Origin of the sequence: Wolbachia endosymbiont (group A) of Bibio marci (assembly GCF_947251645.1) — a bacterium.
Taxonomy (GTDB): Bacteria; Pseudomonadota; Alphaproteobacteria; order Rickettsiales; family Anaplasmataceae; genus Wolbachia.
The window spans coordinates 907,752-923,965 of record NZ_OX366364.1; the positions used below are offsets into that span (position 1 = coordinate 907,752).

The following is a 16,214-nucleotide window of genomic DNA, read 5'->3' on the forward strand; positions in this document are numbered from 1 at the left end:
ACAAAGGCACCACTTATAACGTAAGATGCAAGGACTTTTCAGAAGAAGAAAAATTTCAATTTATCAAAGACATTAAGAACTCTCATGAATCGCTCGTTAGTGAATGTGATGGATTGGGGAACGAGAATGCAGTTTTATCGATTCACGTTGATGAAAATAAGGAGATAAGTCAAATGTATTTTCAAAACTCCGACAAAAATATATTCAAGCAGCTAGATAAGACACTCATAAGCAGAAGTAAGCCTGAACAAGATGTGGATGATACAGATAAAGAGCCTGAACCAGAATCAGGAAAAGAACCCAAAGAGGATATAAGCAGAAGTAAACCTGAACAAGATGTGGAAAAATCAAATGAAGTAGAACAAAGTAATGTAGAAGAAGAAAAAAGTAGCCAGCAAGATACTCAGCAACCCAGTAATTTCTTATCCAATATTTTTTCAACAATTAAATTCGTTATTGGTTCTATCTCATCACTCTTTTCATGGTTATTTGGGTCTAAAGAGGAAGAGCAATCCGATGACAATCTTTCTTTGCTTAAACCTGATGTGGATGAGTTAGGTCACGATGTTAGAGATCACTTATCAGATTATTATCACTCACCTGATGAGTTCATGTAGTGTGACTGTTTTATAGCCACTCCCCTACCCTTTCTAACTGTATAGCCTCAGCAAATATAGAGAGGCTAAAGGGAGTGGCATCACTTAAATAATTAGATGAAAAATTAGGCAGATCATTATGAAATTCTTGCATTTTCTGTCTATAGCTGACCCAAGCAACACATCATACCGTCGCGGCGCTAACTAGTAGCGGAATGACGGTTTTTCAAATTGTCGGTAAATCTAAGTCACTTTAGCTATATAATTTTGTTAAACAACTTCCCTTTTGGTCATATCGAACCAAATTTCTTTTTCACACCACCTTTTAAGCCACTTTCGTCAGTTTTTTTGTCATAATGCGGTCAAACACTCCCAATAACCTCTTTAATAGGTTTGGAGTTAGCGAAGAGATAAGATCAACAGATACGTTATTGTTTTTGTCATCACCACTCGCTTTATAGTCTATTGAAATGATTCCCCTACTTTTCCCGCCAGTAAGAAGTTTCCCAATTATAGGAATTTTTAACAAAGATTTATTAATTGAATATGCTGGTATTACCTGTCCTTCAACTTGGAATTTATAATTTCTAATGTCGAGCTTACCGCTAGTGCTAATGCCTAATTCCGCCCCTTCAAGCCAAGATTCTTCAATTTCGACAGAGCCATCTTTGTATGAGAAAGGTACATTACATTTATAAAAGTATACACCTTCATCCTTTATAGCATTCACAATACCAGGAAGCGAAGACATCGATAATAAAGTAGTGAGTAGTGGAGCATCTTTGATATAAAAATTACTAATAGATAACATGCCATAATGTTCTTCATTTTCTCTCTGAGGAGATAGATAAAGAGAAAACTTACCATTTTTGACTGATTTACTAATGCCTAAGGAACGCGAAAGTATACCTGCATTATCTGCATATATTTCGAGCCCTATTCCACTGTATTCCGCTAGTATGTTGCTGCTATCTTCTAGAAACTGTCCTGTAAATTGACTTCCACCGCAATCTCCTTTAGTGCAGGTTACATTCAGCTTAGCATCTTTTATAACAATGCCTTCTTTCATAATTACATTGTCAACATTCATACTAATTTCTATATCTTTGTTTAATCCATTACTGTTTTTGCCAAGCAAGCCTAAAATATCACTCAAATTAATTTTCTCACCATAAATAGTTATGGCATTTTTTTCCTTACCTGATTCAATTTCTATACTAAAATCATTATCAGGCAATTTAAAGCTACTAGAATTTAAATATAAATTTCCATTTCCTACTCTTCCGCTGAATTTTACATCTAAATCACTTCCTACAATGTCTAATTTATCTACTAACAATTCATCGGCACCTTTTAACTTTACAGAGAACAAAACTTTATTGTGATCTTCAAAACGATTTTTCCACCCAAAATAACTTGAACGTGATTCAAGCTCTGATAAATCCATATTACCATTAACATGCCCCGTCTTATCTTGATTTATCACCGATTCTATATTTGTATTGACATAGCCACCTATATTTTTATCAAAATTAAGTATTTGAGCGGGTAAATCTCCGGTCAAATTCCAGGCAAAACTTTCATTCCTATTGCTACTTTTCAGGTCAAATAATAGCTGTGTGTTATTCACCATACCACTACCATTTAAATCTATAAAGTCACTGCCAAAACTAAGCTTAATGTCATATTTACCAAGACTTGCATTATAGACGGCCAAATTGTCAATTTCAGAATGAAAATTTGCTGAGAAGTCTACTTTTTTGTCATCAGCATTTAGATTAAAAATGCGAAAATTAAATACAGATTTTGCCATTCCACTTACTTTATCCCTTTCAACCTTCACCACATCATCCAGCTTAAATTTTATAGGCTCATATAAACCATAAGCATCACTTACAGCTTGGCCATTAATGGTTAGAACTGAATTTTCCTTATTGAGAGATTTCATTTCAATATCACCGCCATTAATAGTGAAATTCTGAAACTTAGCGCTATTTGCAGTAATTTTGAGATTGTTATTCTTGAAGGTTAAGTCACCGTTTAATTCCCTTGCTTGCTCAAAATCTTCATCAAATTTTACGCTACCGTTTTCTATATCAGCAACAATTACAATGTCTGACAGATCGTCATCAACCAAATTTTTAATTTTGCCATTGAAACTTACAATGGTATTTAAAACATCCCCATCAATATTATCACAATACCAGCTTTTAAATTTACTATTTACTACACTATCTGGTACATAAGTACATAAATCCTTTGCAGCAAACTTACTAATATTAATTCTAAGCAAAGCATGGCTTGTACTAAAGTTCATTTTGCCTATTAAAGAAAGATACATACCATTTAACTTAAAATGGAAGTTTTTTACACTAATAATTCCATCACTATATGTTAAATTTATATTTACATTAGTTAAGGCCAAATTTTTGTCCAAATAATTTTCTGTATTCAATACGTATATATTTCCATCTACGATTTCATCCTTTTTATTAATTTTCACTGAGAAGCTTCCTTTGAATCCTATATTTTTGTCCAAATTGTAGCTTTTAACTAATGTAGAAAACTCGCTCAATAGTCCCAATTTTAGGTCATAAAATGTCCCGTACACATTTAGCAAATTGTTGCGATTTTTTATCGTAATTGATAAATCATCCAAAAATCCCTTTCCATCTTTTGTATTCACATGAATATCTAAAACATTAAAATCTTCCCCCTTCCCTATATATAATTTATCAATAAAAAATTCATCTTCTGTGCTTTTATCAATAGCAATGTTAGTAAATTCAATTTTTGAATCCGCATTTAAGTCAAAAAAAAATTCCCTTATTGTTTTTAATAGATTTTTTGCACTACTTTCTGTCATCTTGAAATTCTTCCCTGTCATCCCAGTTGTCATCCAAGTAGCTTGACCACTTGTTTCTTTTTTTCTAGATTCCAGCGTCACGCGCTGGAATGACACCGAAGGAAGGCGGTTATTACTTAAATAATGATTATCCAAAAGGTCTAATGAGTTTTGCGGATTAACATTAGTTTCTTCTCTCTTGATATATACATGCACATTATCAGCTGAAATCTGAGAGAGATTTGTGCTAGCTTTAAATAAGGAACTTAACTTAAAATGTACAAAAAGCTCAGGAACTTTTATAGTAAAATTAGGGTTTGCTATTGCCAAATCCGTAATGACTAAATACGGATCTTTGCCATCTTTCTGCCAAACAACTGAGGTATTCTCCATATTAACGCTTGAGCCAACAAATATTTTTGATATTTTATGTTTAACATAAAAATCAATATAATTAATATTGATTTCTAAAGGCTTAAAAAAAATAAAGAAGCACAATATGAATAATAAAGCTACGGAAAATAATATAGTAATTTTTTTAAGCATCGATTATTGCTTTTCTTGCTAAACTATCAGCCTCCTCATTATACTTATCGCCACTGTGTGCTTTAACCCACTTCCAATCAATTTCGTGTTGTGAAGCAACGTTGTCTAGCTCTTTCCACAATTCCATATTTTTTACTGATTTTTTATTACTTGTTTTCCAGCCATTCATTTTCCACTTATTTATCCATTCTGTTATGCCATACTTAACATAAAGACTATCCGTATATAAATTAATATTACAAGAAAATTTCAATACTTTCAGCCCATTGATCACCGCTGTTAACTCCATTTTATTGTTTGTGGTATTTTCTTCTCTACCATAAATGTCTTTTCTATAATCTTGAAATAATATGATAGCTGCCCATCCTCCCGCTCCAGGATTACCAGAACACGCCCCATCCGTGTGTATTATCACTTCTTTTTTACTCATCTTTAACTGTAATGAATTAATAAAGTATATAGTTGCTTTTATGAAAGCACAATTTCTAAAGGTAGTTTAAGCTGCACCTTTAAATTTTATTATAGAAACAAAAAAAAGTGTGACAACGAGCATTACCAAAAGGAAAAGTAAAAAATAGTTTTTATGCTTCTGCCGTTCTTTCATAACTAAAATAAATCAATAGAACAAAAAATAATACTGGCGAATAGGGAAAATAGATAAGAAATTGAATAAGAAAACATTTTTTTCTGTGAGCTGTGATTCTTGAACTTCATAACAGATACAGCGTACCAAATAAAAACGCAACCTTCAAAGGTTGCCATGCTTAGATAAAGTAAAGCCTTTTTCAAAAATAGAGCCGGAAGCAAGCTAGTTAGCACCAGCAAAACACTATAAATTAATATATATTTTCTTGTTTTTTCCGGACCATAAACAATATTGAACATTGGAATTGATGCCTTTGCATAGTCTTCAGACTTATTTAAAGATAGGGCCCAAAAGTGTGGTGGAGTCCACATAAAAATTACTAAAAATAAAATGAAACTTTCCCAACTGACAGAATTAGTCACAGCTGCCCAGCCAATCATTGGAGGAAAAGCACCTGCTGCACCACCGATAACGATATTCTGCGGAGTGCGCCTTTTTAGCCAAATTGTATATATGAAAACGTAAAATAATATGCTAACTGCAAGCAAAGCAGCAGAAATATAGTTTACTGCTATTGCCATGATAAATACTGATAATATTCCAAGAGTTATACCAAATTCAAGCGCGCTTTCTGCAGAAATTCTACCTGAGGGTATAGGGCGGTTTTTTGTCCTTTCCATGAGCAGATCTATGTCTCTGTCATACCACATATTTATAGCACCTGCAGATCCTGAGCCAAGAGCAACACATATAAGAGATATTAGTGCTAGAAAAGGGTGCATACTACCTGGTGCAGTAACCATACCAGCAACTGCAGTAAATACCACAAGATACATTATCCTTGGCTTCAGCAAACGCCAAAAATCCAGTATTGTTGATTCAACATTTAGCAAAATACTTGTGTACATTCTATTTTACCACTGGTGGTTTTTCGAAAGTATGAAAAGGCGGTGGTGAAGATACCGTCCATTCCAAGGTGTCACCTTCCCAAGGATTATCTCCAGCTTTCTTGCCCCATTTAAAGAGATGTATAACTATAAACACAAAAAACATAACTGAAACAAAGGACATATATGAGCCAATTGAGGATATATAATTCCAAGGGATAAACGCATCAGGATAATCAGGTATACGCCTTGGCATACCAGCTAATCCTAAGAAATGTTGAGGTAAAAAAGTGATATTGGTGCTAATAAAAGTAAGCCAAAAGTGGATTTGACCTAAGCGCTCATTATATTGCCTACCCGACATTTTACCAATCCAATAATAAAAGCCAGCAAAAGTTCCAAACAATGCAGCAAGTGACATGACATAATGGAAGTGAGCAACAACATAATAGGTGTCGTGCAGGAGCTTATCTATTCCACCATGAGAGAGAATTATTCCCGTTATGCCACCGCCAACAAACATAAAAATAAAACCTAGTGCAAATAGCATAGGGGTTTTAAACTCAATCGCTCCGCCCCACATAGTTGCAATCCAGCTAAAGACTTTTACACCAGTTATAACACCGATAAAAATTGTGGTAGTACTAAAAAATGCAGCAGCGTCAGCACTAAGCCCAACAGTGAACATATGATGAGCCCAAACCATAAAGCCAAATACTGCTATACCTATCATTGCATAAACCATCCCTATGTAACCAAATACAGGTCTGTGAGAAAAAGTTGATACAACCTGACTTATGATGCCAAATGCAGGAAAAATAATTACGTAAACCTCTGGATGACCAAAAAACCAAAATAGATGTTGAAATAACACAGGATCGCCACCACCGGCAGGATCAAAAAAGGAAGTACCAACATTGCGATCAGTAAGAAGCATAGTTATAGCACCGGCAAGCACTGGTAAGGCAACAATCAACATAAATGCTGTTAACAAGACAGACCAAACAAACAGTGGCATCTTAGTTAATGACATTCCTTTTGCGCGCATGTTAAATATAGTAACTATAAAGTTGATCGCCCCAACAATTGACGACATACCAGCAACATGAAGTGCAAGTATAGCAAGGTCAACTCCTGCACTCGGGTGGGACATAATTTGTGATAAAGGCGGATATAAAGTCCAACCCGTACCTGCACCTTCGCCAGCAAATGCTGAGAGAATGAGCAAAACAAAAGATGACACTAATAACCAGAAACTCAAATTATTCATACGAGGAAATGCCATGTCGGGTGCACCGATCATAAGGGGTACAAACCAATTACCAAATCCTCCCATTAAGGCTGGCATTATCATAAAAAATACCATTATTAATGCATGGCCTGTAATCATTACGTTATATAATTGATAGTTATTATTAAGTATATTGACGTGCATTAACTGAGTACGAATGATCACTGATAATAATCCACCAATAATTCCAGCTAATATGGAAAAAATAATGTACAGTGTCCCTATCTCTTTATGATTAGTGGAAAACAACCAACGCTTTATGCCCTTTGGTACATCACTCATATCTATACTCCAAATTTAACTCACTAATTTTCTATTTTCGATCCACTTATTAAAATCTTCTTTGCTTACTGCTTCAACAACAATTGGCATAAATCCATGGCCTGGACCACACAATTCGTAGCACTGCCCATAATAAACACCTGGCTTTTTGACATTAAACCACGCCTCATTCAGCCTACCTGGTATCGCATCAATTTTTACACCGAAAGCTGGTACTCCCCAGCTGTGTATCACATCTCCTGCTGTAACTTGTAAACGAACGTTAGCATTAACGGGTAAAACGATGTTGTTATCAACAGAGAATAGCTTTAAATCTCCTTCGATAAAGTCTTTTTCTCCCTTAATATAACTATCAAACGACACGCCTTGATATTCTGGATATTGGTAGCTCCAATACCATTGATGGCCAATAACTTTTAGTGTTATGTCAGCCTTCGGTATTTCTTCCTGTAGCTTCAGTAATTTAGCGTTTTCAAAGGCTAATATTCCAACAATGATAGTTGGTATAACAAACCAAATAATTTCTAAAGGAACACTATGGGTAGTTTTACTTATGTTTGTTACTTTGCTTTTACGAAAGCGAAACGCTATATAAGCAAGCAGCGCCCACACAAAAAGCATTATTGCAACCATCACAACCATCACAAACGAATGTGACCTAACTACAGCCTCCATTACTTCAGTTGCAGGAGCAGGAAATCCAAATTGCCAGGAAGTAGGAGCAGAGGCAACAGATATATTTGAGTAAAATATTATCAATAGTGCAAGTAACTTCACCATATCTTTTGTTTGTTTGCTATAAAACTAAATGATATACTGTATAATAGTATATATAAACTTACTATGCAAATAGAGATTAGTGATGGTTAATAATTTTTTAGCATTCAACAAGTATAATAGTACAATACTAATTTGAGGAAAAAAGCATTTACATAAATCTATTGTAAGTAAAAATATTATAATATTTTAAATTAAGTATTTACTTTAAGTAAATTCTATAATAAGTTTAATAGTGTCTGTTACTGCTAATAACCCTCTAGCCTCACACCTAAAAGCAGTAACAGACACTATTAAACTTTATGACAAGTTTATAATCTGTAAGATCAAAATCTTACAAGTGTCTTTATCTCATTATACATTGCAGTTTGTTAATTAATTTTTAATGCCTATGGTAGCATTTACTGGACCAAAGGTTTATGCATTATAGAAAATAATTATAAAAAAACACACTATTTGTATACCATACAAACTTTTTTCATTCTGCATAGCTGAGTTACTAGATTTTGTAAACGAAATCTTTAGAGAAGCCAAATGGGCAAAATTTCATGAAGGTCTTTCGCCAAAACAAGGCAAAATACGCTAAAATTCCTGATTTGACAAAAAAATATTCAATTATGGACGTTTTATAAATATGTTCATCTTCTCTCCTATTACATTTTTGCCCACAGAACCTAGAAAATTTTGGAATTCATATGCATAATTAGACAAGTAGTTTTTAACACATAACTCAAAAGACAGCGTGGTGTATGTTGCAAAGAGTTAGGGAATCATGGACAATTGAAAATGTTATGTTTCTAGGAGAAATAGGAATCGACAATGATTATGGAGGTTATTAGGTTTAGGAAATTGTACTTATGAAAGTGTTAGGCATTCTGCCGGTAAATATGTTAAACAACAAGCAAGCACTGATGGAGTTGAAAGTTTTTGGGTTGTTCTAAAGCATGGTACATTTCATCACTTCAGTGTTAAATATTTAAATCGCTATGTAGATGAATTTTCAACCGGCATAATACGTTTACATGGACTTTAATGAATGTTTTAACACATATGGTCCGAAGTTCGGAAAAGGACCACATATTTTGAGCCAACTATATGAATGAAAAGAAAGTTAAAATAAATGCTTCTTTTAACGAATTAATACTTGCTAGTGTAGGGAAAAAACCAAACAAAGAAAAAGAAACAAATAAAGTTGTTTTGCCTGTAAAGTCTCCTCTTCGTTATCCTGGCGGTAAGAGTCGTGCTGTTTCCCAAATCATTAATGAATATATTCCAAAAGGGTTACCTACGCTTTGCTCTCCTTTTATAGGCGGAGGATCAATAGAGTTAGCGTTAGCCAGCAGAGGAACAAAAGTTTATGGTTATGACGCCTTTGAACCATTAGTAAGATTTTGGCAGGTGCTTTTAAAAGATGCTTCTTACCTTGCAGAGGTGGTGCGGAAGTATCAAAATATGACATCTATCATGTTTTATAACTTACAAAAAACATTTTTCACCTTGAAAGATAGAGTTGAAATTGCTGCAGCATTTTTTGCATTAAATCGCTCATCTTTCAGCGGTACAACATTGTCGGGCGGTATGTCTCCAGGACACCCACGTTTTACACCAAGTTCAATAGAAAGATTGGCAAAGTTCTCAATTAAAAATCTTACTGTGAATTCAGCTGACTTTAAAAAAAGTATTCCTAAACACGCAAATGATTTCTTATATTGTGATCCTCCCTATCTAATTGATCAAAAACTATATGGAAAAAGAGGTGATCAACACACAGATTTTGATCATAAAGGACTTGCCAAACTTTTAGCGACTCGTGATGGATGGATTTTGTCGTACAATGATTGCGAAGAAATACGGGATATGTATACAGGGTATCGTATTATTACACCCAAGTGGACTTATGGGATGGGTAACTCTAAAAAATCAAATGAGGTTTTAATCTTGAGTAAAGACTATAGGAAGATAGCATGAAGCAAAACATAAACGGAAAGGCGTTTGAGTATACATTAGCTATAGCATTTTATCAAATAACAAAAGCAAAGATTCAAGAAAATTCTTCTTTTGAGGTAGCTAAAAATTGCTATAGAAGTTTAGAAGATTTACATAAATATATATTAGAAAAAGCATCTAGTGAGGCAGCAATGTTTTTGCAAGCGCATGATGCTAGAGTAACAAATGCACGTTCTATTTTGCTTCAAGATGGCGGTGTTGGAATACAGGGTGATGTTCGAGATATTGTGATTGAAGTCCCTAAAGGTCAAATTGGAATTTCAGCTAAATACAATCATGCTGCAATAAAACATTCTCGACTTTCAGATAAAATTGATTTTGGTAAAGAATGGACAGATCATCCATGTAGCGAAAAATATTTTAAGACTATTCAGCCTGTATTTATGCAATTAAGAGAAATGCGTGCTCAGAATATGCTATTTAGAGATATTTAAGGAAAAGAAACAAGAATTTATTTGCCAGTTTTAACAGCGTTTGAGGATGAGCTTAAACGGCTATGTGAAAGTTTTAGAGGTGTATTTGTTGAAAAATTTTTCAGATATTTACTTGGGCGTCATGATTTTTATAAGATTATGTTAAAAACAGCGTGTAAAAGAAAAACAGTCTCTTTGCAGTCCGTCAATATTGGCGGCACATTAGAATACGGTTCAAAATGGAAAATACCTGAAAGAATACGAGTAATAGAAAGAAAGTCTGGCTCGTTAAGTACAATAGAAGTAATGTTTGAGGGTGGATGGACTATTTCTTTTAGGCTTCATAATGCAAGTAGCAAAACAGAGCCTTCTTTAAAATTCGATATTCAATTTATAGGGATTGCAAGTAGTGTAGGGCTACATGTTATTGATATTGTCTAACTATATACCTAAATTTTATTACGGCACTTTCACTACTACTTTAACGAGTGAGCTACCTTTCTATAAAAGACCTATCGACTGTTGCAATTATAGGCGTAAACAAGAATGATAAAAGAGTACGGGATTGAGTAACTATGTACACTTCTGCTGGCATACCAGGGTATAGGTATACATTTTTAAACTGAGCAAGCTCTGACTTCGGTATCACCACGCGCACTGAATAATAACGCCCTAGTCTTGGATCATCAAGAGCGTCAGGAGAAATATGGCTTACTATACCACTAATCAAACTTAAACGACGTGCACTGTAAGCACTTAACCGGACTTTAACCTTTAGTCCTTCTAGCCCATCAATAGAGACTATGTTGCTATCTTTCTTTTGTGCTGACAGTACCTCTTCTATGTTTCTGGTCTGAATTTTAGCATCTATTATTAAGTCATCATCCGATGGCACTACGCTCATGATCGGAACTCCAGATTGTATAACACCACCTTCAGTATGGTATCTTATATCTGTAACTATCCCATCTTGAGGGGATTTAATTATTGTACGTGCCAGTGAATCTTCAGCAACCATCAGCCTCTCTTTCAAGTCTGCAATAGACGTACTAACTTCCTTAAGTTCAGCGTTTGCTCTTTCTTGAGAATCATTTTTTACGTTTATAATTTCTAATTCATTCTCTCCAATTTTTTGCTGCACTTGAGATATTGCAGAACGGTAATGTCCAACTCTGCCTTCAATTTCAGCAAACTGTTTTTCTAAAGCTAAAATGTGTGGTTTGCTTATATGGCCACTATCAAGTAATTGTCTTTTTGTTTCCAACTCCTCAGTTATCAAGTCATATTGCTTATGAGCTGCATTTAGTTGAAAGTTTAGCCCCGCTAATTCATCATTTAACTGCTTTATACGTTGTTGCAGTATGTCTGTTTTTCCCAATATGCTCTTTCTCTGAGAGTTGAACAACTTTACTTGATTCTTTATCGCTTTATTTACAAGTTCATCGTGAGATAATTTTTTAACCTCATCAGGAAACTCGAGCGTGTCCAAATCTACTCTGATTGCAAGAAGCCTTGCTTCTGTTGCTAAAAATGATAAGAGCTTCTCTTTGATAATACTTAAATTCGCCTTCTCGTTAACATCACTCAACAAAACTAGAGGCTCATCTTTTTTAACTGCTTGGCTCTCTTTTACTAAAATTTTGCTTATTATTCCTCCGCCCAAGTGTTGAACTATTTTCCTATTTGAAGATACAATAACTTCTCCACTTGCATGCACCGCACCGTCAATTGGAGCTATAGCCGACCAAATACCGCCTATTCCAAAAAAGATGAGTATCACTATCAGACCAAAAGATAGTGGCCCCCATGTTACTTTCAGGACTTCATTTACGTTATTACTTTCGCGTTTTAAAATAAAATTTATCACTGCATCAATCAATGCAAACGTCTTATCCAAAAATTTTGGGTACTTCTTCTTTTTATTTTTTGCTCCTTGCATATTTATATTATCACTATGGCCAATCAAGCCTGTCAAAGAAAATCCAGCGCTAAGCTTTTTTAACTTACTTATCATAATACTACTGTGAATTTGTGTTAACTCAAGATAACACACAAAAACAAAGAATCTATAATTTAAGCATTCCATTTAGACTGTAGAGCACCAGAATAAACTATTTAGTAACAATTCCTGCAACTATGTTTTTAAAATTTTTTGACGTTTAACTTTATTATAACTTTTTCTTTATTTTGTGAATATCTGAGTTACTTATATTATGTAAGAAATCTATTGCCAACCAGTCAATATTCTGTTAGGAGTTAAGATAATATAAAGTTATTATGTTTGGATTGAAAGGCAGAAAATTCCTGATTACTGGCGCATCAGGCGGAATAGGGCAAGCAATTGTAAAAATTATGCACAAAGCCGGAGCAACTTTATGTATTTCTGGCACAAAAAAAGAAGTACTCGAAGAAGTTGCTAAACAATATGAAAAAAATATGCACGTACTCCCTTGTGACTTATCAAATGCTGAGGAAGTAAATCAACTAGTAAATAGAGCAAGTGAGTTGATGGAAGGCTTTGACGGGCTTGTATGCAATGCGGGCATTACGCGAGACAGTTTATTATTGAGGATGACAGATGAAGCATGGCAAAAAGTAATTGATATTAACTTGAGCTCTACATTTAAGCTGAGTAGAGAAGTATGCAGGAAACTAATTAAGAATAATTGGGGAAGAATTATAAATATTTCCTCAATAATAGGGCTGACAGGAAACGCCGGGCAAGCAAATTATGCAGCGTCTAAAGCTGGAATAATAGCTATGAGCAAATCTATAGCAAAAGAAGTTGCAAGTCGTAATATAACAGTAAATTGTATTGCTCCTGGGTTTATAGATACTAAAATGACTGAAGTTTTAAATGAAGTACAAAAGGGAAAAATATTAGATAATATTCCAATGAAAAGAATGGGAACAGGGGAAGAAATAGCAGCAGGGGTCTTATTTTTAGCAAGTGATGAAGCAAAATATATAACAGGGCATGTGCTTAACATTAATGGTGGGTTATTTATGTAGCAACACTTATGTATGGACAAATTATAATTTTTACTTTAAAATAAAAATATGTGTAGGTTTAGGTTTGCGTTAATTTATTATTTAGAGGCAAAAAAATGAGCTCTATAATGGAATTTTTTAGTATTTTTTGTATAGTATTACTTTTCTCTTTCTCAGGTTATGCAGCTACCACTGATCCTGATATGGATGACACAACTAAAGTAATATGCAATATTATTGGTTATGTTTGGGGGGTAGGCGGTCCACTTATGACGGTAGTAATAATTGGTGCAGCTTTGCTTGCAATATTTGGCAGGATGCCGTGGCCAGCCCTCTTTGCTCTTGGCATGTTCTGTGGTGTATTTTTTGGCGCTAAAACTATCATAACGAAAATTATGCCCAACGTAAGCGATGAAGCAAAAATTATGTTGGAAAAGTGTGGAAAGAAATAACCCATAAAAGTACAGAAATGCTTTTTTGTTATCCATTAAACCGCTTCATATCTTCAACTTGCAACAAATAAGGGCTATCTTTTGGTAAAGTTTTAACAGCTAGCTCAGCATATTTTGTAAATTGCTTTAAATCACCTTCAATACAAGCCTTTTTTGTCAAAGCAAAATAATACATTGCCGCATCAGCGTCACATTTATATGCAATGCTTAAATATTTCCAGACAAAAGCGTTATTTGGTTCTACATTCAAAATCTGCTCTAGGTAAAAAATTGCCTTTTTTGCATCACTGTGTAATAATAAAATATGAGATAATGCGAGTTTTACTAAATAACTATTCTTCTCAGATAAATACCTAAGCGATTCTTCATACATTTTTATTGCTTCACTTAAATTTCCGGCCTTGTATAGCATTTCTGCTTTTAATTCATATAGGTATGGGTCATTGCATGACTCTTGAATCAATGAATTAACTTTAGTAATAGCCTCTTCTATCTTTCCTTGCCTATAGCAAACTATAGCATTTACATACTCAGAATTATTTTCATATTTATTAGATAACACATGAATAGGAGTAAAGAAAGAGTCTAGCTTTGCAACCACACGCTCAAACTTTAGTAACTTATCCGCAAAAATTGGTTTTACGTTGTTTTTAACCTTATAATTTTGTACAGCAAATACGCGTTTTTCACTAAGTGGGTGAGTGCGAAAATATTCCTCGGTGTTCTCATGCTCAATACTTTTAAAATAATCAAAAATCTCTTTCATACCTGAATTATCATAGCAAGACTCATCAAGGTATCTTAAAGCATAGCTATCTGCTACACTTTCTTGCTCTTGAGAATAGTTAAAAAATAGCCTTGAACTGAGCGCTACACCACTAAGCAAAATTGCACCAGCAACCTGAGGGTTAATGATAATACTAGAAACTAATCCTACCATATAACTAATCATTGCTATCGATTGAAAATAACCCATAGCACTACTCATTTGCAATATATGACCAGCAGATATGTGAGCAATCTCATGTGCTAATATACCAAGCAGGACATAAGGTTTAGCCGAATATCGTAAAAGCCCTAAATGAATGAAGATACTGTTATTGTTAATTACGAAAGCGTTAATCGAATTATCATTAATTATAAAAACCTTCATTCGGTCACTATCAACATCCGCAGCAGAAAATAAAGGTTGCGCTAGCTCTTTCACTATTGCTTCCACTTCACTATCTCTAATAATGTTAATAGAGTAAGCATTATTATAATATGCAAAAAAGAACAATAAAGTCAAAAACTTAGCAATTTTAAACATGAAAATTCTGTATTTGTACAACTTACAGGAATTTTATATTTTAACACTTAAATTATACAAATTTATAAACGCTAGTTTGATTTTTTGACGTAACTGATAAGTTTGTCGATGGTGGTTAACTTAATTTTATGATGTTCAGCAAATTCAAGCAGCTCAGGTAAGCGCATCATAGAGCCATCATCATTCACTAATTCACACCCTACAGCTGCATGATTAAAGCCAACTAACTTTGCTATTTCAACACTTGCTTCAGTATGACCATTGCGTGCTAAAACCCCACCATCATTTGCAATAATAGGAAAAACATGCCCAGGAGTAATAATATCATCTTTAGTACTCTTTTCATCAATAGCGGTAAGTATCGTATGCGTTCTATCATGAGCAGAAACACCTGTTGTAATGCCATAACGCGCATCAATTGACGTAGTAAATGCAGTATGAGGAGTAAGCTTTTCATCCACATTACTTCTTCTCATAAACTCAAGATTTAGTTTATTCATATGAAGCTTTGTCATAGCTAAAAACACAATGCCAGTACCGTACCTAACCATAAAAGCCATATGTTCTGGTTTTACTTTTTCAGCTAAGACAACCAAATCACCTTCATTCTCTCTACTTTCATCATCAACTAAAATAAATAATTTACCGGAACGAGCATCCTCTAATACATCTTCCACAGAAGAAATACCGGATAGACTCATTGAAGCATAAGTGGCCTGTACCATAATAATTTACTTAAATTCAATCTTAACTATTTTATACAATTTCTCTCCATTTGGCACTGTCACTTCCACATACTCGCCGACTTTTTTGCCGATTAAGGCACTCCCGAGTGGTGAACTAGTAGATATTAACTGCTTTGAAACATCAGCTTCATATTCGCCTACAACCTTATAAACATATTCCACTTCACCGTTATTATCACTTAACATGCTTAATGTCACAGTTGCACCAAACATTACTGAATCACCAGACAAATTTTTTACTTCTATTACTTCCGCATGTGAGAGCTTACTTTCTATCTCCATTATACGGCCTTCAATAAAACCTAACCTTTCCCGTGCTGCATGATACTCTGCGTTTTCAGACAAATCACCTTGATCGCGAGCATCAGAAATAGCCTGTATCACAGAAGGTTTTTCTTCCTTTAATTTTTCAAGTTCGGCTTGCATATTCTCAAAACCTTTACTCGTTATAGGAAATTTATTAATAATGGATGAAGCCATAATCAC

14 protein-coding genes and 2 pseudogenes are annotated in these 16,214 nt (G+C 34.2%); 6 read left to right on the forward strand and 10 right to left on the reverse strand.

The genetic code is table 11. From position 1 onward, the window contains the following. Positions 1 to 113: 113 nt before the first annotated feature. A complete protein-coding gene (locus OPR48_RS04780) occupies positions 114 to 617 on the forward strand; it encodes a hypothetical protein (RefSeq protein WP_265025638.1) in 504 nt (167 codons plus the stop codon). A gap of 10 nt (positions 618 to 627) precedes the next feature. On the opposite strand, the gene OPR48_RS04785 is transcribed toward OPR48_RS04780, so the two are convergent. From OPR48_RS04785 to coxB, 6 genes are all read right to left on the reverse strand, one after another. Next, a complete protein-coding gene (locus OPR48_RS04785; protein ID WP_265025639.1) occupies positions 628 to 750 on the reverse strand; it encodes a hypothetical protein in 123 nt (40 codons plus the stop codon). Between the two features lie 171 nt (positions 751 to 921). Then, entirely contained in the window at positions 922 to 3,987 is a 3,066-nt protein-coding gene (locus OPR48_RS04790) for a YhdP family protein (RefSeq protein ID WP_406830824.1), read from the reverse strand. Next, complete coding sequence (gene rnhA, locus OPR48_RS04795) at positions 3,980 to 4,417, reverse strand: ribonuclease HI (protein ID WP_265025640.1); 438 nt, start codon at positions 4,415 to 4,417, stop codon at positions 3,980 to 3,982. Before rnhA ends, OPR48_RS04790 begins: the two co-directional genes overlap by 8 nt. A gap of 176 nt (positions 4,418 to 4,593) precedes the next feature. Continuing rightward, positions 4,594 to 5,481 carry a heme o synthase gene (locus OPR48_RS04800; RefSeq protein WP_265025641.1) on the reverse strand — a complete coding sequence of 296 codons (888 nt, stop codon included), beginning with the start codon at positions 5,479 to 5,481 and terminating at the stop codon, positions 4,594 to 4,596. Position 5,482: 1 nt separating this feature from the next. Continuing rightward, the gene (gene ctaD, locus OPR48_RS04805) at positions 5,483 to 7,033 is read right to left on the reverse strand and encodes a cytochrome c oxidase subunit I (protein WP_265025642.1); all 1,551 of its coding nucleotides are present in this window, start codon (positions 7,031 to 7,033) and stop codon (positions 5,483 to 5,485) included. A 15-nt stretch (positions 7,034 to 7,048) separates the two neighbouring features. Beyond that, on the reverse strand, positions 7,049 to 7,813 hold the full coding sequence (coxB, locus tag OPR48_RS04810; RefSeq protein WP_265025643.1) for a cytochrome c oxidase subunit II: 765 nt from the start codon (positions 7,811 to 7,813) through the stop codon (positions 7,049 to 7,051). An 886-nt stretch (positions 7,814 to 8,699) separates the two neighbouring features. On the opposite strand from coxB, the pseudogene OPR48_RS07365 reads away from it, so the two are divergent. The 3 genes and pseudogenes from OPR48_RS07365 to OPR48_RS04820 all read left to right on the forward strand — a co-directional run. Continuing rightward, positions 8,700 to 8,843, forward strand: a pseudogene (locus OPR48_RS07365) (transposase); the annotation flags it as partial. A 62-nt stretch (positions 8,844 to 8,905) separates the two neighbouring features. Next, entirely contained in the window at positions 8,906 to 9,778 is an 873-nt protein-coding gene (locus tag OPR48_RS04815; RefSeq protein ID WP_265025645.1) for a DNA adenine methylase, read from the forward strand. After that, a pseudogene (locus OPR48_RS04820) lies at positions 9,775 to 10,671 on the forward strand (HaeIII family restriction endonuclease). The gene OPR48_RS04815 and the pseudogene OPR48_RS04820 overlap by 4 nt, the downstream one beginning before the upstream one ends. A 52-nt stretch (positions 10,672 to 10,723) precedes the next feature. Here the strand turns inward: OPR48_RS04820 and OPR48_RS04825 are convergent. Next, complete coding sequence (locus OPR48_RS04825; RefSeq protein ID WP_265025646.1) at positions 10,724 to 12,244, reverse strand: HlyD family type I secretion periplasmic adaptor subunit; 1,521 nt, start codon at positions 12,242 to 12,244, stop codon at positions 10,724 to 10,726. Between the two features lie 263 nt (positions 12,245 to 12,507). Here OPR48_RS04825 and fabG point away from each other — a divergent pair, with 263 nt between their 5' ends. Then, the gene (gene fabG / locus OPR48_RS04830) at positions 12,508 to 13,242 is read left to right on the forward strand and encodes a 3-oxoacyl-[acyl-carrier-protein] reductase (RefSeq protein WP_265025648.1); all 735 of its coding nucleotides are present in this window, start codon (positions 12,508 to 12,510) and stop codon (positions 13,240 to 13,242) included. A 95-nt stretch (positions 13,243 to 13,337) separates the two neighbouring features. Beyond that, positions 13,338 to 13,673 (forward strand): TrbC/VirB2 family protein, encoded by a 336-nt coding sequence (locus OPR48_RS04835; RefSeq protein ID WP_265025649.1) that lies wholly within the window; start codon positions 13,338 to 13,340, stop codon positions 13,671 to 13,673. Positions 13,674 to 13,701: 28 nt separating this feature from the next. On the opposite strand, the gene OPR48_RS04840 is transcribed toward OPR48_RS04835, so the two are convergent. The 3 genes from OPR48_RS04840 to greA form a co-directional block, all read right to left on the reverse strand. Next, positions 13,702 to 14,982 (reverse strand): M48 family metalloprotease, encoded by a 1,281-nt coding sequence (locus OPR48_RS04840; RefSeq protein ID WP_265025650.1) that lies wholly within the window; start codon positions 14,980 to 14,982, stop codon positions 13,702 to 13,704. A gap of 71 nt (positions 14,983 to 15,053) precedes the next feature. Beyond that, a complete protein-coding gene (gene ribB / locus OPR48_RS04845) occupies positions 15,054 to 15,707 on the reverse strand; it encodes a 3,4-dihydroxy-2-butanone-4-phosphate synthase (protein ID WP_265025651.1) in 654 nt (217 codons plus the stop codon). 6 nt (positions 15,708 to 15,713) lie between these two features. Then, positions 15,714 to 16,208 (reverse strand): transcription elongation factor GreA, encoded by a 495-nt coding sequence (gene greA, locus OPR48_RS04850; RefSeq protein WP_265025652.1) that lies wholly within the window; start codon positions 16,206 to 16,208, stop codon positions 15,714 to 15,716. Positions 16,209 to 16,214: the final 6 nt, after the last annotated feature.

Coding starts and splice junctions, on each gene's coding strand:
- OPR48_RS04790 (WP_406830824.1), bottom strand. CDS start 3,987: ATGCTTAAAAAAATTACTATATTATTTTCCGTAGCTTTATTATTCATA.
- coxB (WP_265025643.1), bottom strand. CDS start 7,813: ATGGTGAAGTTACTTGCACTATTGATAATATTTTACTCAAATATATCT.
- OPR48_RS04800 (WP_265025641.1), bottom strand. CDS start 5,481: ATGTACACAAGTATTTTGCTAAATGTTGAATCAACAATACTGGATTTT.
- OPR48_RS04840 (WP_265025650.1), bottom strand. CDS start 14,982: ATGTTTAAAATTGCTAAGTTTTTGACTTTATTGTTCTTTTTTGCATAT.
- fabG (WP_265025648.1), top strand. CDS start 12,508: ATGTTTGGATTGAAAGGCAGAAAATTCCTGATTACTGGCGCATCAGGC.
- OPR48_RS04815 (WP_265025645.1), top strand. CDS start 8,906: ATGAATGAAAAGAAAGTTAAAATAAATGCTTCTTTTAACGAATTAATA.
- greA (WP_265025652.1), bottom strand. CDS start 16,208: ATGGCTTCATCCATTATTAATAAATTTCCTATAACGAGTAAAGGTTTT.
- OPR48_RS04835 (WP_265025649.1), top strand. CDS start 13,338: ATGAGCTCTATAATGGAATTTTTTAGTATTTTTTGTATAGTATTACTT.
- ribB (WP_265025651.1), bottom strand. CDS start 15,707: ATGGTACAGGCCACTTATGCTTCAATGAGTCTATCCGGTATTTCTTCT.
- OPR48_RS04825 (WP_265025646.1), bottom strand. CDS start 12,244: ATGATAAGTAAGTTAAAAAAGCTTAGCGCTGGATTTTCTTTGACAGGC.
- OPR48_RS04785 (WP_265025639.1), bottom strand. CDS start 750: ATGCAAGAATTTCATAATGATCTGCCTAATTTTTCATCTAATTATTTA.
- rnhA (WP_265025640.1), bottom strand. CDS start 4,417: ATGAGTAAAAAAGAAGTGATAATACACACGGATGGGGCGTGTTCTGGT.
- ctaD (WP_265025642.1), bottom strand. CDS start 7,033: ATGAGTGATGTACCAAAGGGCATAAAGCGTTGGTTGTTTTCCACTAAT.